Origin of the sequence: Granulicella sp. 5B5 (assembly GCF_014083945.1) — a bacterium.
Lineage (GTDB): Bacteria > Acidobacteriota > Terriglobia > Terriglobales > Acidobacteriaceae > Granulicella.
Genome location: NZ_CP046444.1, coordinates 2,072,162 through 2,094,259, shown reverse-complemented (window position 1 = coordinate 2,094,259; position 22,098 = coordinate 2,072,162). Strand labels below are relative to the sequence as shown.

The following is a 22,098-nucleotide window of genomic DNA, read 5'->3' as shown; positions in this document are numbered from 1 at the left end:
GCGGCCGTATGACCGACGATCGATGGGGACATCGAGAGTCCCTTCGCGGTAAGGCTAACCAGAAACAAACCGAGAGCCTGTCCTACTTCCCATAGGGAAAGAGAACAGGCTCTCGTGGATTTGCCGACTAAGCGCGCTAAAAGTTAGCGGCCATGCCCGCCACCGCCGTGTCCGCCACCATCGTGTCCTCCGCCGAAATGCCCTCCGCCGTAGAAGCCGCGGCCGTAGAAACCCCCGCCGTAGAAGCCACCGTAGCCGAGGCCGAATCCCCACGGATATCCATAGAAGCCACCATCCCAGTAAGGGCTCCACGCGTAGTACGGGTAACCCCACGGGCCGCCGTAGAAGCCGTAGTAAGGTGGATAGCCGTACCCGTAACCCGGGCCATCATTCAACTGGGCTTCATTGTAGGGCTGCGGAATGAGGTCCGAACCTATCTGGAAGGGATAGAAGTCGTGCGCCCGCAGCTTTGCTACGGCGGAACCCGCCGGCGGGAACGTGACTGCCTTGTCTTCCTTCACCTTAATAGGCTTTGTAGCGGGTGGTGCGCTGGCGGCAAAGGCATTGGCCTCGCCTTTCAGCACGCGGGCTGTGTCTGTGGCCGCGTTGAAGGTGTAGAGCCCGTTCTTCAGCATCTGCACCTGGCCGCCCGGGAGATCGACGAGCAGCAGCTTGCCTTCCTCGGGGTGATGGACGCTGATGTTGACGACGCCGCGCTCTACCCGAAACTCGGCATGCTGCTCGTCCGCAGCGACCTCGCGGAGAGCGCCGCCCATCGCGACGCGGACGTAGACGCCGGGGACAGGCTGGGCATTAGCGGTGCCGTCGGCAGCGTGGAGGACCTGTCCGGCGGACAGAGTGGCGCTGTAGTTTCCCCGATATGGCCTGTAGGCATGACGTGGTGCTTGCGCCGGATATTCGGGCTCTGGAGCGGTCCGCACTATGGGCGCGGGCGGGGTCTGGGGAGAAGTCGTCTGACCGGCTGGATCCGCCTGCGCCTGCAGCGCTGCGACGGAAAGAGTGGCCAGGGCAAGAGGGAGAAGTTTGGTGAGCCTTGGCATCGTAATACCTCTGCTTCATTAGATGCGCCACCAGCGCGAAAGTTTACGTTGACGCGCTTTCTGGCTATCCAGCATGGAAGACGGGGCGCGACAGGCGACCCACCGGATCGCGACCGATGTGCGGCACGGATGACCCTGGAAAGGACATGGTTCAACAAGAATCATTGCCTACGAAAGTTCGAAGCACGATCAGAGCTTGACAAAAGGTGTCAAACAGGTTCAGAGTTCTCCCCGAAATTGTTGCAATACAAAATCGGCACTGAACGCGGGCACCATCAGATGCGTCGATTGCGCAATTGAAATCGAACTATTCGAGGTCGAGTGATGAGTGTGAAGTCTTCTGTTTCCAGGACCCTTGCAGCGAGCAGGGGATTGCTGGTGGCGTTTCTTGGAGTTTGGGTACTGTGCGCTTGCGCCATGTATGGACAGGTTGCCGGAACCGGCAATATTCAGGGCACGATTTCGGACCCCACAGGTGCGGTGATCCCCGGAGCCCAGGTAACACTCACCGACAACGCCACACAGATTAAGCGCAACATCGTCAGCGACAGCGGTGGTGTCTATGCGTTCCCGAATATTCCAATCGGCACCTATACGTTGTCAGTGATGATGCAGGGGTTCAAGACCTTCCAGCGGAACAACGTCGTGTTGGAGGTCGGCAGCAGCATCGCGGTCAACGCCAGCATGCAGATTGGCGCTACAGACCAGAAGATTGAAGTCACCACAACATCCCTTGCCCTGCAGACAGAAGACCCAACGTTCAAACAGACGATCGACAGGCAGACTGTGACGGAGATGCCGCTCAACGGCCGGCATATGACGGACCTCATCACGCTGGCTGGCGGTGCGGCGCCAGCACCGGCCGGCGACTTTACCGGCAGCAAGTACTCCTACGCAACGATCTCGGTCTCGATCGCCGGTGGTGCGGGCAACACGACCATGTGGCGGCTGGACGGCGGCGACAACAATGACTATATGTCCAACGGCAATCTGCCCTTCCCCTTTCCCGACGCGGTTGCCGAGTTTAGCGTCGAATCCACTGTGCTCGGCGCGCAGAGCGGCATGCACTCCGGTGGCCTCGTGAATGTGGTCACAAACCAGGGCACCAATAAATACCACGGGAGCGCCTTCGAGTTCCTGCGCAACGATTACATCAACGCCATCCCGTTTTATGTGACCAACGGCCAAAAGGATGGCTTGCACCAGAACCAATACGGCGGTACCTTTGGTGGCCCGATTCTGAAGGACAAGCTCTTCGCTTTTGCGGGCTACCAGCATCAGCGCACTACGGTAAGCAGCAACGCTACTGGCTTCGTGCCCACAGCGGCGAACCTCTTGGGCGACTACTCTGTCACCGACCCAGTTACGGCGGGAGATGCCTGCACCACAAAGACTGTACAGCTGTATGATCCGGTGTCGGGTGCGCTCATACCCGGCAACAAGTATGCAACTACGCCGACATACAATCCGCAAGCACTGGCACTGTACAAGTATCTACCCGTGCCCAATGCGGCAACCGATCCCAACAACTGCGGCGCTGTGAGCTACTACATCCCAACCGTCACCACGGACAACGAGTTCGACACGCGCGTCGACTACACGATCAACGGCCGCAATCATTTCTACGCACGCTATTTCATCGACGGTTATCAGGTGCCCGCGCCTTACCAGGCAAGCAACATTCTTGTCACCACGCAGTCTGGCAACATCCAGCGGACGCAGAGCTACACGATGGGCGAAGACTTCACCATCAGTTCGCGCACGGTGAACTCGGCACACACCACGCTTACCCGACGCGTCAATGTGCGCGGCTACTCGCCCAGCGATATCAACGCGGCGACGCTCGGCGTGAATGTCTTCCAGGGCGAATCCTACGGTCTGTATCTGGTGGCGGCAAGTAAGTTCACCATCGGCGGCGGCACCAACTCGGTCTCACACTTCAACGACAACTCGCTCTCGTTCTCCGATGATGTCAACCTTGTGCGCGGCAATCATCAAATCGTCCTCGGTGGCGAGTTCGTACGCAATCAGTTGAATATCGGCAACCAGTATGAGTCGAACGGCGTCTTCGAGTTTGGGGGCACCGCCAGCAGCAGCGCGGCTCCGGGGACTACGTCCACGGTCGGCGATGCCGATCTGGACTTCCTGATGGGCCAGATGACGGCCAGTGGACAGACCCCGCCCTTCCAGCAGAGCAAGCAGCAGCAGAACGCTCTCCGTGCGCCCATTCCAAGCCTGTATGCGCAGGATACGTGGCATGCCACAAAGAGGCTCACGGCGGTAGCCGGCATCCGCTGGGCTCCGGAGTACTTCCCCGTGGATTACTTCGGCCGCGGCTCGGAGTTCAACATGAATGCCTTCGTCGCCAACCAGTTCAGCACTGTATATCCCACAGCGCCAGCGGGCTCCTTCTACTATGGCGACACTGGCGTGGCGAAGTCGCTGGCGCATAACACGCCGTGGCAGTTCTCGCCGAATGTGGGTTTCAGCTATGACCTGAAGGGCGACGGGAGGACCGTCGTTCGCGGCGGTGCCGAGCTGATCTATGACGAAGTCAACTTCTTCACCGGTCAGCGCACGCAGCAAAACCCGCCGTTCGCCACTGCCATCACACAGACACAGACTGCGACTTCAGGCCCGATTCCCTTCTCAGCCCCGTGGTCTGTCGGTGCAGTCACAAGCAATCCGTTCCCACTGCCGTTCCTGCCAACGGGCAGCCAGGCAATCTTCTTCTCGCAGTCGCAGTTCGTTGTAATCTCGCCGCAGTTCAAGGCGCCGTATACCATGCAGTGGACCGCGAGCGTACAGCACCAGTTCCCGCATGGTTGGGAGATGCAACTGGATTACATTGGCAACAAGACGACACACGCACCTGAAGGCCTACCTCTCAGTCCCGCGATCTACACCCCGGGTGTATGGGGCGCAGGCGGCACAGGTTGCGGCCCGGTCGTTCTTACAGGCCCAGCGGGTGCGGCGGGTGCAGGCAAGCCCGGTACCGCTTGCTCCACTACCGGGAACCAGCGCCAGCGCTTCTACCTCACGGAGCAGAACCCGGCGCAGGGAGACGGCTACCAAGGCGGCGGCGGCGGTTCCAACGCCGTCACCTCTACGGCAATGTCGAACTACAACGGAATGGTCGCCACTGTGCAGCACCGCCTATCTTCAGACTTCAGCCTACTGGCCAACTGGACGTGGTCCAAGTGCCTGAACATTGTGGATGCGTCGGGTGATTATGCGGGCACGTCGGTGGAAAACCCCTATAACCCGGGCATGGACTACGGCCCGTGCGGTTCGGACTACCGGCACATCGAGAACATCGTGTTGGTTACCGAAAGCCACTTCCACATCAGCAACGATGTGGTGCGCTACCTGGCCAATGGATGGGAGTTCTCGCCGTTGACCCACATCACGAGCGGCGCGCCGGTCAATGTGACGGCCGGTGTCGACAACTCTCTTACGGATATCGGCAACGACCGTCCGAACCGGGTTCCGGGAGTGCCGGTCTACATCCGCCACCAACTGTACAAGTCCTCGGGCGTCGCGAACCGGCAGTATCTGAACCCGGCGGCCTTCGCGCAGGTCTGCCCCACAGGAGCAACGCCGCTGACCTGCGCAGCCTATGGCACATACGGCAATATCAGCCGCAACGCCTTCCGCGGACTGCCGCAGTATCAGTTCGACGCCAACCTGACGCGTAACTTCCCAATTACGAAGCACAACATCATCCTGAAGTTACGCTTGGATGCATTCAACGTATTGAACCATCCAAACTTCACCACCCCGACCGCCTCGCTGAGCTCATCGACCTTCGGCCAGATCAGCGGGACAAGTGCCACGCCTGTGGGCAACTCGCGTATCTTCCAGGGGGCGGTGAAACTCAGCTTCTAAACAGGGCTTCGCTGCTAATGCAATGAGCCTCACAGCCAAAGGGGGCGCGATGAAGATCGCGTCCCCTTTGCTGTTTCTGCGCTGTGTTACCCCCACCCCTCCCCTCCCGTACTTTTTGATCTAAAGTCCTGAGCTGGTGGGGTTTAGGGGTGGACTTGTGAAGGTCTGATCAAATGCACTTGTTTTGGTGCAGGTGGTTTGGGGGTGGACTGCGGGACTAGAGCTTCGGGAGGACCTGGGTGGCCAGTCCCCGTTCGGCGGCTTCGTTCTGGGCCTTGGAGAAGCCGACGCCATCGACGGTGAGGAGCATGACGTGGTGGGCCTTGAGGAAGTAGAGGGCTGCGGAGGAGCCGGTGGCGGAGATGTAGAAGGCGTCCTCGGCGAGGCCGGTGACGGGGACGAGGCGTCCGGTGGCCTGCATGGAGTTGCGGAAGTCGTGGTAGTCGGGCGTGGCGTCCTTGACCTGGAGGTAGATGCGGGTCTCGCCGTGGGCGTCGGCCCAGGTGCAGTCGGCTGAGCCGGGGCTGGCGCCGCTGGTGCCCGGCTTGCCGTTGAGGACGGGTGTCCCTAGGACGACCTTGATCTGGTCGGGGGTCAGCAGCGCGCAGGGGGAGATCGCGTGGGGCTGCGCCGGTCTGGGAGCCGCGGACAGCGCAGGAGTGGTGAGCAGGGCTGCGGCGGCAAGGGTGGCGAGAGACGTGCGTAGGGTCATAGTGGGCGCTCTGTGAGTTTAGATGCAGATCCCGAAAGGATACGCCCAATCTTCAGAAGCTGAAGATTCTGCTTGCTGAAGTCTCGTGCGGAGACTAAGCTGCCTTGAATCTCAATTCCATTCCCTGAACGTGCTGAGAGGTATCCGTGAAAGCTGTTGCTGTGTTGCTTGCTCCCGCCCTGGTTCTTACTCCCTACGCATTCTCCCAGCAGACAGCTGCTGCCCCGTCGCAGAGTAGCACTGCTCCTGCACCAGCAGTGGCGCCGGTAACGGCTGCGGCGCCGGTTCCCGCTGCGGCTCCCTCGAATGGGCCGGATGCTAGCGGACGATATATGTTGCGCGAGGGGGAGGATGTGAACCTGCAGTTTGCCGACGACCTGAGCTCGAAGACGGCGTCAGAGGGTGACCCGGTGGCGCTGATCCTGACGGACGACCTGAAGGTGGGCGGTGTAGTTGTGGTGAAGGCGGGTGCTCATGCGTTTGGCGAGGTGACCAAGGCGGAGAAGTCGGGAATGATGGGCAAGGCGGGCGAGTTGAACCTGCGGCTGAACTACCTGAAGGTGGGCGAGACGAAGGTGCAGCTACGCGGCACCAAGGGCAAAGAGGGCGAGAGCGGCACGACCGGCGCGGTGGTGCTGACGGTGCTGTTTGGGCCGATCGGGCTGATTAAACACGGCAAGAATGTGGAGATCAAAAAGGGCCAGTTGCTGCATGCGTACGTGGCAGACGATATCGCGCTGCCGCCAGTCGGCTAATGAAGATTTGTGGCTGAGAGAGGAAGGCAATTCAGTCGTTGCGCTGCGCTTCACTCCAGCCTGCGGCAGCAAGGAACCCCACTCACGCCGCAAACGGCACGTCATGAATGGGGCACCCGATGAGGATGGGCGAGCTACCCGCCAAGAATAGCGTCCCAAAGGTATATGCCGTCGCCTTAGTCCTGAAAAATTAATTTTAGATCGTTAGTTTTATTCATCGACGCTCATTCAAATTCCCCCAAGGAGCAATTCTGAATCGACACGACTAACATCTAGAAACTCTGGGAATAAGGCCAGTGCTCTAAGAAGATTTCGAAAATGTTCAAGTGCAATATAAACTGTCGGAAAGGTACCTCCATCTTCCCTATCGATGCTAGACCTTTTTGTTACTGTAGCCACGTCGCCATGGATCACAGCTGAACGAAACCGATACACCAATTTAACTTCTTTGAAGATAGTTCGGGCCGACAGATCACTGACCTCGGACTTGCTAACTACAGCTGCCAAACGTAGCGCAAGCTTATGAGTGATTTCTTCACTACTGTCTGACAGTAGTGCTTCCATACCAATAGTGATGTCCAATATGGAATCGTGCTCGTCTTCGCGTAAGAATGCTTGATTGAGTCTACGGATGGCGAGGCCCAATCTCGGGTTGCTCTGCATCAGCCCCCGAAGACGTCTAAAAACCTCATTAGCTACCGTTAGTTGGTCTGCATCGAGCAAAGGAACATCAGCTAACGACCAAACGCCAGTGTCAAACCAAGTTGGGTATCTTTTTCTGTGGGTGGTCCTTATTGGCATCTCTGTGTGTCTTCCGATGTCCGTCCAGCCTCTTGGGACGATGATGAGCTGTGAGTATCCAGTATGAGCGTGCGAGCAAATCCTAAGGCACGCGAAAAGGAGATCGATCTCAGCAATTAGTGGCTGGTGTTCCTTAGAGTCTAGGTTCGTATTTCCAAAGTAGTGATCATTTGCGAATTGCAGATTCTCAAAGACGAACGCGTGGGTTGCGCCCGACTCAACAAGGGAGCTATCGTTAGAACCATCCCACGACCAGCCCCTCGCTAGCTGAAGTGCGTCATCAATCCGTTCGATACTTGTTCCGTTTCCTAATGAAAGTTGATCTACACTGAGCTTCTGCCAGAGGATGGGTATCCAAACTGAACCTGGTAGCAGGGGTTCGATGAGCCAAGTCTCCAAAGGCCTGTAGATATCAAGGAAGCTATTTTCCTCGAAATCAGTTCCATTTAGCGCGATATACCTTCCCAAGGCGCAGTGCATCACTATTCTTGCGCTTGAATCGATTAGGTTTACGGGAAAGAAAGAGGAGAGTCGTTGATGTTTCGTGAAAAAATGTATAAGTTTCTCAAATTTAGGTGGCGAAGCTTGTTCATCGTTGAGAAGGTCAGACCAACTAGGTTGGAAAATGCTCGCGTAGTCTTTAGGGCAGTTATAGGGACGATTCCAAGTTCGTGGCATACCATTTTCGTGCCACGTCAATTCCACGCAGTTTGAAAAATTGCCGACATAGCGATTTGCCTGTAAGTAATCTCGGGCGTAGAGTAGCCCCGATTCAAATTCCTGTCTGAAAACATCTAAAAGCTCGTAGCTTTTGACTGAACCGGGGCGCATCAGCGGCCATCCTCCGAAGTTGTTACCAGCATAGGCTTAAACACAACGGCGCGACTTCAGTCCGCGCAGTTGGGATTTCTTGTGTGGTTTGTGTTGGCCCATGAGACCCCACGCTAAAGCGTGGGGCTACCAACCGTGCCTTTCGGGAGTGTGCGCTCCATTGAGGAATTGAGGTGGTCCCGGTGAAGCAGATCCCTACGGGATGACAAGCAAAAAAGAACAGGCAAGGCTCTAAGCCTTGCCTGTTCTCTTTGCGCACCGTTATTGCAGGAGCGTGCCGCCGTCGCTGCCGTTGGTTTTGGCGTCGTCTGGTGGGATGACGGTGGCGCTGGCTACCTTGTCGTCGGTGTCGAGGTCGAGGAGCTTGACGCCTGAGGTGGAGCGGCCGGCGGAGCGGACGGATTTGGTGTCGATGCGGATGATTTTGCCGAATTGGCTGATGACCATCATCTCGGTGGTGTCGTCGACGAGGTTGATCGCGGTGACCTTGCCGATCTTGGAGGTGGTCTTCATGTTGATGACGCCCTTGCCGCCGCGGGTCTGGAGGCGGTAGGCGTCGACGTCGGTGCGCTTGCCGTAGCCGTTCTCGGAGACCGAGAGGATGAGGCAGGGGGTGAGGCCGAGCTTTTCGTCGAGCTTGGCGAGCTTTGCGGCGACCTCGTCGGAGACGACGGGGGCTGCGGGTGTGTCGTCCGCCTCGGCGAGGGCGAGCGGCTGGGCTGCGGCGGAGTCGTTGGCTTCGTCGAGCACCTTTTCAACCTGCGAGGTGAGGCCGGCGGCTTTGGCGCGTTCGAGGCGGGCCTTGTTGCGGGCCTCGTTCGATGGCGTGACGGCGGCGCCGATGACGTAGTCTCCCTTTTTGAGCGTGATGCCCTTGTTGCCGAAGGCGGGGCGGCCCATGGAGCGGAGGTCCTTCTCGTCGAAGCGGATGGCCATGCCTTCGTGGGTGGCAAGGAAGATGATCTGCTCGCCGTCGGTCATGCGGGCGGTGACGAGCTCGTCGTCCTTGTCGATGCCGATGGCGATGATGCCGCGGGCCATGACGTTGGAGAAGTCCTTGAGCGCGGTTTTTTTGACGGTGCCGTTGCGGGTGGCGAAGAGGACGTACTTGTTCTCTTCGACGAGGTCGCGGACGGGGAGGATGGTGACGACCTTTTCGCCGGGCTGGAGGTCGACGAGCGAGGCCATGGCTTTGCCCTTGCCGGCGGCGCCGACGTCGGGGATCTCGTAGACCTTGAGCCAGTAGACGCGGCCGGTGTTCGTGAAGCAGAGCAGGTAGGCGTGCGTGCTGTCGATGATGAGCTGCGAGATGAAGTCCTCTTCGCGGGTCTTCATGCCAATGCGGCCGGTGCCGCCGCGCTTCTGCTGGCGGTAAGTGGTGATGGGCGTGCGCTTGAGGTAGCCGGTGTTGCTAACGGTGACGGCGACCTGCTCATCTTGAATGAGGTCTTCGAGGGTGAGCTCTGTTGACTCGTCGAGGATCGTGGTGCGGCGTGCGTCGCCGTACTTGTCGCGGACGTCTTCGAGCTCCTTGCGGATGACGGTGCGGAGCTTGCGCTCGGAGGCGAGGATGGACTCGTACTCGGCGATGTTGTCGCGGACCTGGCGGAGCTCGTTGAGGAGCTCGTCGATGGAGAGCTGTGTGAGGCGGTAGAGCTGCAGTTCCAGGATGGCGTCGATCTGCTTGTAGCTGAGGATCAGCGTGCCGGCAGAGGCGTTGGCGAGCTGCGCGGAGACGCTGCCGCCGAGGAGGTCGATGTTGTACTTGGCGGGGTCGAGCGTGATGCCCGCGAGCTCGGCGCCGTTGAGCGTGATGCGCTTGTTGCTGAAGTAGCTGAAGAGGTTTTCGCGGGCGTTGGCACGGCTGCTCGACTGGCGGATGATCTTGATGACGTTGTCGAGATGGTCGAGCGCGATCTGGTAGCCGAGCAGGACGTGCTCGCGGTCACGGGCCTTGTTGAGCAGGAAGGCGGTGCGGCGGCGGACGACGTCGATGCGGTGGTCGATGAAGGCGTGGATGGCCTTGTCGAGTGGGAGCTCCTTGGGTTGGCCGTTGTGGACGGCCAGGAAGATCATGCTGAAGCTCTCCTGCATGGAGGTGTGCTTGTAGAGCTGGTTGAGCACGATCTCCATCTGGGCGCCGCGCTTGAGCTCGATGACGATGCGCATGCCGTCGCGGTCGGACTCGTCGCGGACGTCGGAGATGTCGTCGATGATCTTTTCGGTGACGAGCTCGGCGATGCGCTTGATGAGGACAGACTTGTTGACCTGGTAGGGGATCTCGGTGACGATGATGGCTTCGCGTCCGCCGGAGATGTTCTCCTTGCCGCATTTGGCGCGCATCATAAAACGACCGCGGCCGGTGCGGTAGGCGTTGGGGATGCCGGTCTTGCCGTAGATGAAGCCGCCGGTGGGGAAGTCTGGGCCTTTTACGTGCTCGAGTACAAGCTCAAGGTCGGTGCGGGTCTCGGCTTTATCGCGCGTGAGCAGAGCGATGGTCGCGTTGAGGACCTCGGTGAGGTTGTGTGGCGGGATGTTGGTTGCCATGCCGACGGCGATGCCGGTGCCGCCGTTGACGATGAGGTTGGGGAAGCGCGCGGGGAGGACGGTCGGCTCGGTGGTGGACTCGTCGTAGTTCGGGGTGAAGTCGACGGTGTCGGAGTCGATGTCGGCGAGCATCTCGGAGGAGAGGCGCGTCATGCGGGACTCGGTGTAACGCATGGCGGCGGGGGGGTCGCCGTCGACGGAGCCGAAGTTGCCCTGGCCATCAATGAGCGGGTAGCGCAGCGAAAAGGGCTGCGCGAGGCGGACCATGGTGTCGTAGATGGCCGAGTCGCCGTGGGGGTGGTAGTTACCCATGACGTGGCCGGTGACCTTGGCCGACTTGGTGTACTTTTTGTTGAACTGGAGACCCATCTCCTGCATGCCGTAGAGGATGCGGCGATGAACGGGCTTGAGGCCGTCGCGGACGTCGGGCAGGGCGCGGCCGATGATGACCGACATGGAATAGTCGAGGTAGGAGCGACGCATCTCCTCCTCGATGTTGATGGACAACATGACGAGGGCGCCGGGGCCGGTGGGCGCGGTGGGGCCGTCGCCGCCAGCTCCGCCGGGGGCGGGTTGTTGGAGTTTGCGTCCTGCGGAGAGGGGTTTATGTTGTCGTCGGCGCCAAGCGGGAGGTTGTTCTGATCGTCTGCCATTCAACCTCCATTGTAATAGTTCAGACTCCCTAGTTCTCTTACCAACTGAAATCTGGAGAAATTCCTTGACATCGGGTGGGGGGGGTAGAAAGGCGGAACTGTAGTCTTTTTCTGTTCCTGTTGAGTTTGACCCAGAAACTGCACTCTGACCGGCTTCTATACTTCACCGCCCTTCCAACTGAAATCTTCATCACGGAGTTGTCATTTTGTGGCCAACAATCGTCTTCTTAGTTAGTTTGCAACTTTCACTGCCCTTAGCGTGCGCCAGCGGTCAGAGTGTCAAACCAGATGCGGCTGACAGCGCTTCGCAGTCGGAGATCGTGTTCACACTTAGAAACGACATGACTAATGCCCCGATCCAAGTAGTAGGTATCTCGATCGAAGGCAAGAAAGTCTCATTTGGAACACCCGTGCGCCTTACAGGAAACTGGCTGGGCAAAATTAGAGTCGATGTGAAGAACATCTCGCCCAAGGAACTCGTTTACGGGACGCTCACTGTATGGTTCCCTGAAACTGGCGATGGTACCTCGCAGCATCCGTACATGACTTCTGCGATCAGCCTCGGCCGGCGACCACTGGTTGCATTTAGAAGAAAAGACGGCACATTAGCCCCGATTCCTAGCGCGATAGAAAAGCAAGTGGAAGTAAGCTTTTTGCCTGGCTCAACTATGAGCTTTCAAGTCGAACCCGAAAGAGCCTCCTACGAACAACAGCAGGTTTATTCCGCTGCCGACGAAATTACGAAAGCGGAACTTCGATTCAGTAGCTTTTACTTCGCCGATGGTACCCAATGGACTGGCGGCACATACTTTGCTCCAGTTCCTCCACCGCAGGTCTGGAAGGAAATAACGCCTGCCGAGTTCAACGCGCATTCAACCGCCAATTGAAGGACAGCCCCCATGAGCTTTGGTATGCGAAACCTTCTGATTTTACCGCTGGCGATGGCCTATGCCCACGGTCTATTGGCTCAAGGAGCTGCGCCGGCCGGTCCGTGCGTGAGCGCTTCTGGAATCACTGAAAGTGTCACCTGTGACCCAGGCTGTACGGGAAGCCCACAGGAAATATGGAATGGCGACGCTGTATAAACTTGGGTCTATGTACGAACAGGGGACCTGTGTCACCAAAGATTTAGAACTCGCAGAGCATTATTATTTGCGGGCAGCGGCTATCGACTTTGCTCCCGCCGAAAATGCGCTGGCCGCCATGTATGACCTGGGCATTGGATTTAGCGTCGACAAGTCTCGTGCTTACTATTGGGCCATGCTTGCAGCGGCGCAGGGAGACAAGTCCGCGTCTGCGCGCGCAAATCTTCTGGCCGCTGGTCTAAGTCCTGCCGAACTTGCTGAGGCACAGCAGCGTATCAAAACTTTAAGACGGTAGGGCTGTCCGCCCCTAAATAGTTTGTCCGGCATTGGATACGGGGGGTATCTGGCGAGGAACTGGCGAAAATTAAGCTTCTATTCTTCTGGCGGTCACAGGCTGTTCGCGTTCATTGACGACACTCATAAGCAGGAAGGCAGACCTGCGGAGGGCGCAATGCAGACCGGGACCAAGAAGACGCTGAAGACACAGATCACGATGAACTGGCAGGACCCGACGGCGGTCGAGCCGTACGTGACCGGCGTCAGCCTGCACAGCCATACAAGCATTTCTGAGGAGACGCTGGGGTTCATTCACGCTATGTTCGTGGTGTTCCCGGCGATGAAGTCCGTCTTCGACCACTATCAGAAGCGGTCGGACAAGCATGGGATCAAGCTGGACTTCGAGCGCGCAAACTGGCGTCCGCCGCTGCAGCCGCGCATGGCGTATGACCTGGAGTCGCGCCAGATCCAGCGGCTGAACCTGAACTCGCTGGTCTCGATTACGGACCACGACACGGTTGAGGCGGCGATGCTGCTGCGCACGGTGCCGAGCTCGCGGCACATTCCGGTGAGCGTGGAGTGGTCTGCTCCGTATGGCGGGACGACGTTCCACCTGGGCATCCACAACCTGAAGAGCGCCGACGGCATGGCGTGGATGAAGCGGTTCGAGGAGTTCACGGCGCAGGCTCGGCCGAAGCTGGCGATCGGCGAGGGGCACAAGCCCTGCTCGGCTGAGAGCGATGCGAAGCTGCTGCAGATGTTGCGCGAGCTGCATGACGAGCCGCAGGTGCTGATCGTGTTCAACCACCCGCTGTGGGATCTGCATAAGGCGGGCGCGGCGCATGTGGCCGAGGTGAAGCGGTTCATGCGGGAGGCGGGCGAGACGATCCATGCTGTCGAGCTGAACGGCCTGCGGCATGCTCGTGAGAACCGCGAAGTGGTGCGGTTGGCGAGAGAGGCCGGGCATCTGGCGATCTCCGGTGGCGACCGCCACGGGCTGGAGCCGAACGCGAACATCAACCTGACCAAGGCGGCGAGCTTTACGGAGTTTGTGTACGAGGTCCGCGTGGAGAAGCGCAGCCACGTGCACTTTATGGACCAGTACCAGGAGCGCTGGGAGCAGCGCATCCTGGCTTCGACGCTGAATGCGATCACGGACTTTCCGGACTTTATGCCGGGATGGCAGCGTTGGGATGAGCGTGCGTTCCATCCGGACCGTGATGGCCAGATGAAGTCGTTCGCGGAGCTGTGGCCGGATGGCCGGGCGCCGAAGCTGCTGACCGGTTGCATCAACCTGATCCGTACGTTCGGTGTACGCGGCCTGGGCGCGCCGCTGCGGTTGGCGTTCCCGAAGGTAAATGACTATGCGAGTGAGCTGGATGAGGCCGAGGCGGAGCTGGTCTAGGCGGTTGTGAGTGGGGGAGTAGTGAGTAGAAAAAGCGCGGCATGCATCGCAACGGTGCAGGCCGCGGTGTTTGAAGGTGTCGCGTGGGACTGCATAGGCTGCTGGTTGGTGACACGCCGACGCTGCCATCGCTCGAAGTGCAGATCAGGAGCGCAATCACTGCAAAGGGGCATGCCGGAGCGGCAGATTTTCTTGACGGGCTGGGATGCATCTTGCAGAATACAGAGCAAGTCATCATGCGACAATAGAGACTTCGTAGACTGCACTGCCGGATGTCTTATCCAATGAGTGTGAGCACACCGATTTTTTGCAGAGAATGATAGAGAACGTTGCTAAAATCGGCTGACGGCCACCAATCAGCATCCCTGTTGAACTTTTCCTCTAATCTTATGAAGTTCATGTCTATATGACACTGGAGTCACCCTTGCACGTTTTGAACCGCATGCTGCTTGGTTTTCTGCCTTGCAGAACGATCCGGAGAAACCTCGCAACCTGCTTTTTGACCTGCCTTCTCACGTGGGGCGGCGCTGCTGCGCACGGCCAGGCGCTGGTGACGGCGTCGAACGCGAGCGATATTCAGGTCGGCGGCGGCTTCTCGTTCGCGGCCTCAGACTACTCGAACTACAAGACCGCAAACACCAAGATCAAGGGTGGCGCGTTCTACGCGGACTTCGACTTTATGAAACACGTCGGGTTGGAACTGGACTTCCATCAGCTGAACGATGCGCAGAGCGATCTCTACGAGCGCACCTATGAGGTGGGCGGGCGCTACCTGCTGAAGCCGCGCGGAGCGCTGAAGCCTTACATCAAGGGCCTGTATGGCCGCGGCGTTCTGAACTTTCCGAACGGCTACTTCAACATCGCATACAACATGATTGTGGGCGGTGGCGGCGTGGACTACAGTGTGAAGCCGTGGCTGAACGTGCGCGGCGACTTCGAGTACCAGAACTGGTTCTCCGGGCGGCAGCTTCAGAGCGGCCTGACGCCGCTGGTGGTGACCGTTGGTGTGGCGTATCGGTTCGGTATCGGTAGCCACAAGCTCAAGGGGCGGCAGTGGATTCTGCCGGCTTCGCGACCCGAAAGAGCGCCCAAGAACCAGCAGCCTCCACCGCCCGCGACCAACTAATCCCCTGCTCCAACGGTAGAGATGAAAAGAGCCGGTGGTTGTGTGCTCAATTCAGCAACCAAATAAAGCTGCCTACTTCTTAGCAAGTAGGGATAAGAGAGATAGGAAGTGGAAAGGGCGCCTGATGGCGCCCTTTAGTGTTGCGGGTGTGTGGTTTACGCTTCGGGCTGGATCTCTTCGCGGATGTCGATGTGCGTGTTCGTGAAGGGTCGCTTGAAGAAGGTCGTCCAGAGGTAGTTGATAGAGTAACGGGCGGCCATGGTCAACATGCCTTCGTTCTTCAGGCGGCGTGCGGAGGAGAACATCTTAAGGTCGAAGGTGAAGCGGACCTCGCCGACGTCGTGGAGACGGCGTGCGATGTCGGTGTCCTCGCCGTAGAAGGTGATGGCGGTGTTGAAGCCACCGATCTCGGCGAGCGCCTCGCGGCTGGTGATGAAGTTGCCGCCCTGCACCATGGAGCCGACGCGCAGGATGTAGCGATTGATGGCATAGGTGCCCCAGCCGATCATGTAGAAGACATGCACGTAGAGGCGTTGGCGGGGCGTGAGGTCGTAGTAGACGACGGGGCCGGAGAGCGCGACGAGTGGCCGCTTGCTGGTTGACTGTTCGAGCTTTGCTTCGTGCTCGTCGAAGGTGGTGAGCACCTGCTTGACCCAGCCGGGGGTGAGGCGGGAGTCGGAGTCGACGTGGGCGACCAGCGAGCCGGAGCTTGCGGCAAAGCCGGCCTGGCGGGCGTAGGGCAGGCCCTTGCGGTTCTCGTCGACGAGGATGACGCCGGGATAGCTGAGCGCGACCTCGCGGGTGCGGTCGGTGGAGGCGTTGTTGACGACGATAATCTCGGTGGTGCCGGGGGGTAGATCGCGGGTTTGTTCGAGGATCGAGTCGAGGCAGGCCGGGAGGTAGGCTTCTTCGTTGTACGCAGGGACTACGAAGCTAAGTCTCATAAGGACTGATGCTACTGGCGGAGTGTTTCAATCGGGCGAATTTCGCCGGGAATTGACAACGGGTAACCCGCTTGGTTCCGGGTGAACCGGTGATGCGGGATGGGCAGGACTTGTGGTGAGGAAGGTGTCTCGCAGGCACGATAAGTGTTTACGATAGAGCGATATGAAGCTCTCTGATTACGTGTTCCAGTTTGTGGCCGATCTCGGCGTGAAGCATGTGTTCTTGGTGACGGGCGGGGGCGCGATGCATTTGAACGCGTCGCTGGCGCAGGAGAAGAGGATTACGCCGGTGTGTAACTCGCACGAGCAGGCGTCGGCGATGGGCGCTGAGAGCTATGCGAAGACGGTGAACGGGCTGGGTGTGGCGCTGGTGACGACCGGGCCGGGCAGCACGAATGCGGTGACTGGTGTTGCGGGCGCGTGGCTGGATTCGACGCCGACGATGTTCCTCTCTGGCCAGGTGAAGCGGCCGGACCGCATGTTCGATGCGGTGACGGGCGAGCCGCTGGGCATGCGGCAGCTGGGTGTGCAAGAGATCGACATTGTGTCGATCGTGAGGCCGATTACGAAGTATGCGGTGACGGTGCTGGATCCGCTTTCGATTCGCTATGAGCTGGAGAAGGCGTATTGGCTGGCGATGAACGGCAGGCCAGGGCCGGTGTGGATCGACATTCCTCTGGATGTGCAGGCGACACCGATTCCTGAGCCGGAGACGCTGCTCGGCTTCGATGCGAGCGAGTATGCAGCGCAGGGTGCGAATGAGAATTTGAAGGACGAGGTCGCGCGCGTGGTCGAGAAGCTGCGACAGGCGGAGCGGCCGCTGCTGTTTGTCGGCAATGGCACGCGGTTGGCGCGCGCGGAGCAGCAGTTTACGGAGCTGCGGCTGCTGTTGGATATTCCAACAGTCGCGACGTGGTGTGCGGCAGACCTGGTGCCGAGCGATGTGCCTACATTTGTCGGCAGGCCGGGCAATGTGGCTGCGCGTGGTGCAAACTTCGCGCTGCAGAACTGCGATCTGCTGCTAGTGCTGGGAGCGCGGCTGGATATGGCGATCACGGGGTACGCTCCGCAGAACGTGGCGCGCGAGGCGCATAAGGTGGCTGTCGATATCGACCCAGCAGAGTTGAAGAAGCTGGCGCCGCATCTGCAGCAGCCGGTGGTGGCGGACTGCGGTGCATTTCTGGATGAGTTGCTGGCGCAGTTGAAGCTGGTGACGCTCGACCATGCGCGATGGGCTGCGTGGAACAAACGTGCGGCGGTTTGGAAGACGCGCTATGACGTGGTGACCGATGAGCACCGGCAGCCGAGCGGGCTGGTGTCGATTTACAACCTGGCCGAGGTGATTGGTACGGAGAGCAAGCAAACGGACAAGCTGGTTTCGGGCAGCTCAGGGTCGGGGATTGAGATTTTTCTGCTGGCGTGCCCGACGCGCGTGGGGCAGCGCATCTTTCATACGGCGGGGCTCGGGTCGATGGGTTATGGGTTGCCGATGTCGATTGCGGTTTCGATTGGCGCTGGCCAGATGCCGAAAGGCAGCCCGCAGGCGGGCGCGGAGCAGACCATTCTCGTCGATGGCGATGGCGGGTTTCAGTTCAACATTCAGGAACTGGAGACGGTGCGGCGGCTGGGGCTACCGATCAAGATGTTTGTGCTGAACAACGATGGCTATGCATCGATCCGCGCATCGCAGAAGGCGTACTTCGGCTCGGCGCTGATTGGCGCGGACGCGGCGACGGGGATCACGGTGCCGGACCTGTCGAAGGTGGCTGAGTCGTATGGCATTGCGGCGTATGTGATCCACGACCAGACGCGGCTGCGTGAGCAGGTACGCGAGGTGCTGGCAATGCCCGGGCCTGTGGTGGTGGATGTGCGCGTGATTCCGGATGAGGTGCGCGCGCCGCGGCTGCAGAGCTATCAGCGCGCGGATGGGTCGTTTGTTTCCAAGCCGCTGGAGGATCTGTTTCCGTTCCTATCGCGTGAGGAGTTTATGGAGAACATGATCGTGAAGCCGATGGCTGAGAGCCTGGAGTAGGGATTTTCGCTGGGTTCGACGCGCCCCGTTCTACACTATAGGTATGCACATGCAGGCGAAGCCGAGCGGTGGGATGCAGCGGATTTTGAAGTTTTCGCTGGCGTTGACGGCGCTGTATATCGCGGCGACGTTGTTCTTCGGGTTGCGGGCGCACTCGCTAGCGCTGCTCTCCGAGGCTGGGCATAACGTGTCAGACTTTGCGGCGTTGGGGCTGAGCTTCGTTGCGGTGTGGTTGCAGACCCGGCCGGCGACCGATCAGCGAACCTTTGGGTATCAGCGAGCCGGGGTGCTGGCAGGGTTTGTGAATGCGCTGAGCCTGATGGTGCTGGCGGTGTGGATTCTGGTGACAGCGGCGCAGCGGTTCTTTCATCCGGTGATGGTGGAACCGCACCTGATGATGATGGTGGCTGCCGCTGGTGTTTTGATGAATGGTGTGATCGCTGGACTGCTCTGGAAGTTTTCCGGGGATGTGAATATTCGCAGTGTGTTTCTGCACATGCTCGGCGATACGCTTTCGACCGCGGCGGTGATTGTTGGCGGTGTGCTGATTGCGCTGACGCATATGCAGTGGATCGATCCGCTGCTGTCGGTGATTATTGCGGTGATGATCCTGCTGAGTTCGTGGAGCATTGTGAAGGAAACGCTGCACATCCTGCTGGAGGGCACGCCGCGGGGCATCGACCTGGCGGAGATTCGCGCGGCCATGCAGAGTGTGGATGGTGTGGTAAATGTGCATGACCTGCATGTGTGGAGCTTGACGTCGCAGAGCCATGCGCTGGCCTGCCATGTGCAGGTGATCGAGATGCAGCTGGCCGAGTGCGAAGAGCTGCTGCAACGGATGAACCACGAACTGCGCGACCACTACGGGATTCAACACTCGACGATCCAGGTGGAGATCACCGACTGCCCGACGGTGGATGGTTGCAGCTCGCCGCCGAAGCCGGATGTGATCGATGGGCACTCGCACCATCATCATGGGCATAGCCACAGCCATAGCCACGCACACTAAGGCGGGAGATAGAGTGTGGAGGATAGAGAAAGACGGAAGCCCGCCACCTCGGTGGGCTTGGCTGTCTCTGCTACTTGCTGGGACCGAAGTTGTACGTGAGGCTGAGGGTGGGCTCGCTGGTGACAGTGTAGTTGCGCGGAAGGGCGTTGCCGTAGTCGGCGTACTTGTAGAGCTGGCCACGGTACTCGGCGCGCATGCCGAGGTGCCGGTTCAGACGGTAGTCGAAGCCGACGCCTGCCACGCCTGCGGGGCGGTAGTTGGTGAAGGGGACATAGGCGCGGCTCGGGACGAAGTTGATCGCGTCGGCTCCACGATGCACGGGCAGGAAGACGATCATGCCTCCGCCCACATCTGCGAAGGCGGTAAGCCGTGGCGTGATGTGTTTTTCTGTAACGTAGCTTGCGCTGAACTCGTATACGTTCGCTGGAATGGATACGTTGCTGGCAGTGCCGGCGGAACCGGTGCCGGCGTTGTCGGTGTAGTGTTCGGAGGCACGCGTGTAGCCCATGTTGACCGCGTAGCCGAGCCAGGGTTTGAAGCTCTGGCGGAAGGTGCCGAGCACGCCCGCGGAGGGCGTAAGGCTTTCGGTGGAGACACCGTTTGAGGGCGCGGTGATGCGTGTGGCGGTGAGTTGAGGGAACACGCCGAGCGACAAGGAGGTCTCTACGTGCGGCCCTGCGATGAGCGCAGATGCCGGAGGCAGAGACGGGGCTGGGGCTTCAGAGCTGGGCAACGATGAGTTGGATGAGCTGAAGGCCGCGAGGAAGGGGGACGTCTGCGACCAGCCCTGTGCTGAAAAGCAGATGAGGACAAGCGCGGCGAGGATTGAACGACCAACAAGGACGATGGGTGCAGGGCGATTCACGGGATGCTCCAGGGTTGTGTTTGCGAGAGAAGGGTGCAGCAGCGGAAGCTCTGCGCAGGATGCCTCGGTCGTACGGAGGTGAGAGCTAATCGGAGTGTGATTTCCCGAGGTGATAGGTGATGCCGATGCTGGGTTGGCTGCTGAGGACGACGCTTGTGGTGATGGGCACAGGAAAGCTCGGATCGTGAAAGTCGGGGGTCTCGAAGACAAGGGCGCGGTATTGAGCGCGCAGACCCAGGTGCTGGGTGATTGCAAGCTCCGCGCCGACACCGGCAATGGCAACCGGCCGCGCGACGGAGTTGATGGATGTGCCCGGCTCCGCTGGATGAAAGATGAGCAGGCCGCCACCAGCCTCGGCAGATGTATGCAAGCGGTGCGTATGCGGGCCCAGCACGGTGTAGGTTCCTGAAAACTCCAGGATCTGCGTGGTGATGGTGCTGGAGCCGGGTTGCGCGGCGGTCGAGGCTGCTGCCTGATAGCTATAGCTGAGCGTAGGCCGCGAGTAGGCGCCGGTAATTCTGTAGCCGAAGAGGGGTGAAAACTGCTGATGGAAGGATGCCAGTGCGCCGACAGCCGGTGTAGCGCCTTGCGCGTGGAAGTCATTGCCCGTAGTCACGGTGCTTGCAGTGTTCCAAGAGCGGCCGGCGATGAGGTTGCCGAAGATGCCTAGTGTCAGATCTTCGCGATGGTTGTGGTGCTTGACGTTCTGCGCTGTACTGAGAGTTGTTGATGCTGCAGGTGAAACAGGGAAAGTGTTCGACGTGGTGCTTGATGGCACTGGCGGGCTCACTGCGATAGGTAGCGATTCCGCTGGCGGTAACGAGGCGGCGGTCATTGGGGATTGCGGGCCAATCCAGCTGCCGCCAAGTAAGGGTTCAAGCTGCGCGTGCAGAACAGGCAGCGGTGCTGTAGGTCGTTCGTTCGTCAGCGATGGAAGGATGTGAGCGACCGTGTGCCCTGAGTCTGGGAACGCAGGCCGTGTGCGAGGTGCGATGATAAGCGCCGGCCTGGGTGGAGCTTCGGCCATCGTGTCCTGTTGCTGGTGCTTCCAATGCAACGACGCCAGCACAATTCCAACTGAAGTGAACGCCGTGACGCCGGTGGCGAGGAGGAGCGGTCTGATCCAGCCTGCGTGCAGTTGTGGCAAAGTTGTCGCCGGAGGTGCGACCTGTACAGCGAGGTGCGGTCGCAGCGCTGCCCAATAGCGGTCGAGCCCGGCCGTGTCGAGCGCGGGCGTTGGCTCGTCGCGCGGAAAGGCCTCGAGTGTTGCGAGAATCGCAGCGGATTCGGCAGCGAGCGCGGTGTTGGAGGCAAGAGCGCGGCGGAGCCTGCGCGCACGGCGCGGGGAGAGATCGTGCAGGTGATACGCGATGAGGTCGTCCTGGGTGAAATGGTCGGAGGTGAACCAGTCGAGAGGGCTCATCGGGACTCCTTGACGAAGACGGGTGGGCGGATATCTGCAGAGGTCGTGGAGGAGTGGGGCGTGAGTTCGCGACGCAGCTTGGCGACGGCCCGAAAGATGGCCTGCTTGGCGGAGTTGACGGGTACACCCAGAGCTTCAGCGATGTCGCGTACAGGCTGCTCTTCCAGATGGCGAAGGACAAAGGCGGTGCGTTCCATGGGGGTAAGCGTAAGCATGGCGCGCTCGCGCCGCTGGAGCGCTTCGCCAGCGAGGAGCTCGGCTTCGGGAGAGGCGCCACGCGAGACGGCGAGGTTGTCAGCAGTGGGACCCGGATCGAGCGGCACGGCGTTCCAGCCGAGATCACGGGTACGGCGCTTGACGAGATCGAACGAACAGTTCATAGCGATGCGATAGACCCACGTTCCGAAGGCTGCCTGTTCACGAAAGCCGGGCAGTTTCTGATAAGCCAGCAGGAAAGCCTCCTGCGCAGCTTCCTCGGCATCGACCGAATTACCGGTGATGCGGTATGTCATGCGGAGAACCGCTGGCAGATGGCGGTCCATCAGAACGCGAAACGCATCCCGATCACCGGCGAGAATTCGCCGTATCGCCTCTTGCTCTGTATTCTCCATTCGCCGGGTTAGACAGCGGGGTTCGAGTAACGGTTAGGTAGCAGGCACAAAAAAACCCGCCGGGAAGGCGGGTT

General features: G+C 59.7%; 16 protein-coding genes. 8 read left to right on the top strand and 8 right to left on the bottom strand.

All coding sequences use genetic code 11. The features are described 5' to 3' along the window. Positions 1–143 precede the first annotated feature (143 nt). Positions 144–1,061: a hypothetical protein gene (locus GOB94_RS08770; protein ID WP_182275578.1), complete on the bottom strand. Its 918-nt coding sequence runs from the start codon at positions 1,059–1,061 to the stop codon at positions 144–146. 417 nt (positions 1,062–1,478) lie between these two features. Here GOB94_RS08770 and GOB94_RS08765 point away from each other — a divergent pair, with 417 nt between their 5' ends. Next, positions 1,479–4,949: a carboxypeptidase-like regulatory domain-containing protein gene (locus tag GOB94_RS08765; RefSeq protein ID WP_255483759.1), complete on the top strand. Its 3,471-nt coding sequence runs from the start codon at positions 1,479–1,481 to the stop codon at positions 4,947–4,949. Between the two features lie 217 nt (positions 4,950–5,166). Here the strand turns inward: GOB94_RS08765 and GOB94_RS08760 are convergent, their stop codons facing one another. Then, positions 5,167–5,661: a hypothetical protein gene (locus GOB94_RS08760; protein WP_182275576.1), complete on the bottom strand. Its 495-nt coding sequence runs from the start codon at positions 5,659–5,661 to the stop codon at positions 5,167–5,169. A 257-nt stretch (positions 5,662–5,918) separates the two neighbouring features. On the opposite strand from GOB94_RS08760, the gene GOB94_RS08755 reads away from it, so the two are divergent. Next, the gene (locus GOB94_RS08755; protein ID WP_255483758.1) at positions 5,919–6,416 is read left to right on the top strand and encodes a hypothetical protein; all 498 of its coding nucleotides are present in this window, start codon (positions 5,919–5,921) and stop codon (positions 6,414–6,416) included. 228 nt (positions 6,417–6,644) lie between these two features. Here the strand turns inward: GOB94_RS08755 and GOB94_RS08750 are convergent, their stop codons facing one another. Both GOB94_RS08750 and gyrA read right to left on the bottom strand, forming a co-directional pair. Further along, on the bottom strand, positions 6,645–8,048 hold the full coding sequence (locus GOB94_RS08750) for a HEPN domain-containing protein (protein ID WP_182275575.1): 1,404 nt from the start codon (positions 8,046–8,048) through the stop codon (positions 6,645–6,647). A gap of 261 nt (positions 8,049–8,309) precedes the next feature. After that, complete coding sequence (gene gyrA, locus GOB94_RS08745; protein ID WP_182278539.1) at positions 8,310–11,105, bottom strand: DNA gyrase subunit A; 2,796 nt, start codon at positions 11,103–11,105, stop codon at positions 8,310–8,312. 349 nt (positions 11,106–11,454) lie between these two features. Here gyrA and GOB94_RS08740 point away from each other — a divergent pair, with 349 nt between their 5' ends. From GOB94_RS08740 to GOB94_RS08725, 4 genes are all read left to right on the top strand, one after another. Next, entirely contained in the window at positions 11,455–12,135 is a 681-nt protein-coding gene (locus GOB94_RS08740) for a hypothetical protein (protein WP_182275574.1), read from the top strand. Between the two features lie 181 nt (positions 12,136–12,316). Further along, entirely contained in the window at positions 12,317–12,628 is a 312-nt protein-coding gene (locus tag GOB94_RS08735; protein WP_182278538.1) for an SEL1-like repeat protein, read from the top strand. 156 nt (positions 12,629–12,784) lie between these two features. Continuing rightward, positions 12,785–14,014 (top strand): hypothetical protein, encoded by a 1,230-nt coding sequence (locus GOB94_RS08730; RefSeq protein ID WP_182275573.1) that lies wholly within the window; start codon positions 12,785–12,787, stop codon positions 14,012–14,014. A gap of 499 nt (positions 14,015–14,513) precedes the next feature. Then, positions 14,514–15,140 carry an outer membrane beta-barrel protein gene (locus tag GOB94_RS08725; RefSeq protein WP_182275572.1) on the top strand — a complete coding sequence of 209 codons (627 nt, stop codon included), beginning with the start codon at positions 14,514–14,516 and terminating at the stop codon, positions 15,138–15,140. Between the two features lie 155 nt (positions 15,141–15,295). Here the strand turns inward: GOB94_RS08725 and GOB94_RS08720 are convergent, their stop codons facing one another. Next, complete coding sequence (locus tag GOB94_RS08720) at positions 15,296–16,084, bottom strand: glycosyltransferase family 2 protein (RefSeq protein ID WP_182275571.1); 789 nt, start codon at positions 16,082–16,084, stop codon at positions 15,296–15,298. Between the two features lie 163 nt (positions 16,085–16,247). Here GOB94_RS08720 and GOB94_RS08715 point away from each other — a divergent pair, with 163 nt between their 5' ends. Further along, positions 16,248–18,116 carry a thiamine pyrophosphate-binding protein gene (locus GOB94_RS08715; RefSeq protein WP_182275570.1) on the top strand — a complete coding sequence of 623 codons (1,869 nt, stop codon included), beginning with the start codon at positions 16,248–16,250 and terminating at the stop codon, positions 18,114–18,116. A gap of 49 nt (positions 18,117–18,165) precedes the next feature. After that, positions 18,166–19,125 carry a cation diffusion facilitator family transporter gene (locus GOB94_RS08710; RefSeq protein WP_346265614.1) on the top strand — a complete coding sequence of 320 codons (960 nt, stop codon included), beginning with the start codon at positions 18,166–18,168 and terminating at the stop codon, positions 19,123–19,125. A 70-nt stretch (positions 19,126–19,195) separates the two neighbouring features. Here GOB94_RS08710 and GOB94_RS08705 read toward each other — a convergent pair whose 3' ends face one another. The 3 genes from GOB94_RS08705 to GOB94_RS08695 all read right to left on the bottom strand — a co-directional run bounded on the left by GOB94_RS08705 (position 19,196) and on the right by GOB94_RS08695 (position 22,024). Beyond that, positions 19,196–19,990, bottom strand: a complete 795-nt coding sequence (locus GOB94_RS08705) for a hypothetical protein (RefSeq protein WP_182275569.1) — start codon at positions 19,988–19,990, stop codon at positions 19,196–19,198. Positions 19,991–20,075: 85 nt separating this feature from the next. Continuing rightward, positions 20,076–21,413: a hypothetical protein gene (locus GOB94_RS08700; protein ID WP_182275568.1), complete on the bottom strand. Its 1,338-nt coding sequence runs from the start codon at positions 21,411–21,413 to the stop codon at positions 20,076–20,078. Further along, the gene (locus tag GOB94_RS08695; protein WP_182275567.1) at positions 21,410–22,024 is read right to left on the bottom strand and encodes a sigma-70 family RNA polymerase sigma factor; all 615 of its coding nucleotides are present in this window, start codon (positions 22,022–22,024) and stop codon (positions 21,410–21,412) included. Before GOB94_RS08695 ends, GOB94_RS08700 begins: the two co-directional genes overlap by 4 nt. Between the last annotated feature and the right edge of the window lie 74 nt (positions 22,025–22,098).

Coding starts and splice junctions, on each gene's coding strand:
- GOB94_RS08770 (WP_182275578.1), bottom strand. CDS start 1,061: ATGCCAAGGCTCACCAAACTTCTCCCTCTTGCCCTGGCCACTCTTTCC.
- GOB94_RS08765 (WP_255483759.1), top strand. CDS start 1,479: ATGTATGGACAGGTTGCCGGAACCGGCAATATTCAGGGCACGATTTCG.
- GOB94_RS08760 (WP_182275576.1), bottom strand. CDS start 5,661: ATGACCCTACGCACGTCTCTCGCCACCCTTGCCGCCGCAGCCCTGCTC.
- GOB94_RS08750 (WP_182275575.1), bottom strand. CDS start 8,048: ATGCGCCCCGGTTCAGTCAAAAGCTACGAGCTTTTAGATGTTTTCAGA.
- gyrA (WP_182278539.1), bottom strand. CDS start 11,105: ATGTTGTCCATCAACATCGAGGAGGAGATGCGTCGCTCCTACCTCGAC.
- GOB94_RS08735 (WP_182278538.1), top strand. CDS start 12,317: ATGGCGACGCTGTATAAACTTGGGTCTATGTACGAACAGGGGACCTGT.
- GOB94_RS08730 (WP_182275573.1), top strand. CDS start 12,785: ATGCAGACCGGGACCAAGAAGACGCTGAAGACACAGATCACGATGAAC.
- GOB94_RS08720 (WP_182275571.1), bottom strand. CDS start 16,084: ATGAGACTTAGCTTCGTAGTCCCTGCGTACAACGAAGAAGCCTACCTC.
- GOB94_RS08715 (WP_182275570.1), top strand. CDS start 16,248: ATGAAGCTCTCTGATTACGTGTTCCAGTTTGTGGCCGATCTCGGCGTG.
- GOB94_RS08710 (WP_346265614.1), top strand. CDS start 18,166: ATGCAGGCGAAGCCGAGCGGTGGGATGCAGCGGATTTTGAAGTTTTCG.
- GOB94_RS08700 (WP_182275568.1), bottom strand. CDS start 21,413: ATGAGCCCTCTCGACTGGTTCACCTCCGACCATTTCACCCAGGACGAC.
- GOB94_RS08695 (WP_182275567.1), bottom strand. CDS start 22,024: ATGGAGAATACAGAGCAAGAGGCGATACGGCGAATTCTCGCCGGTGAT.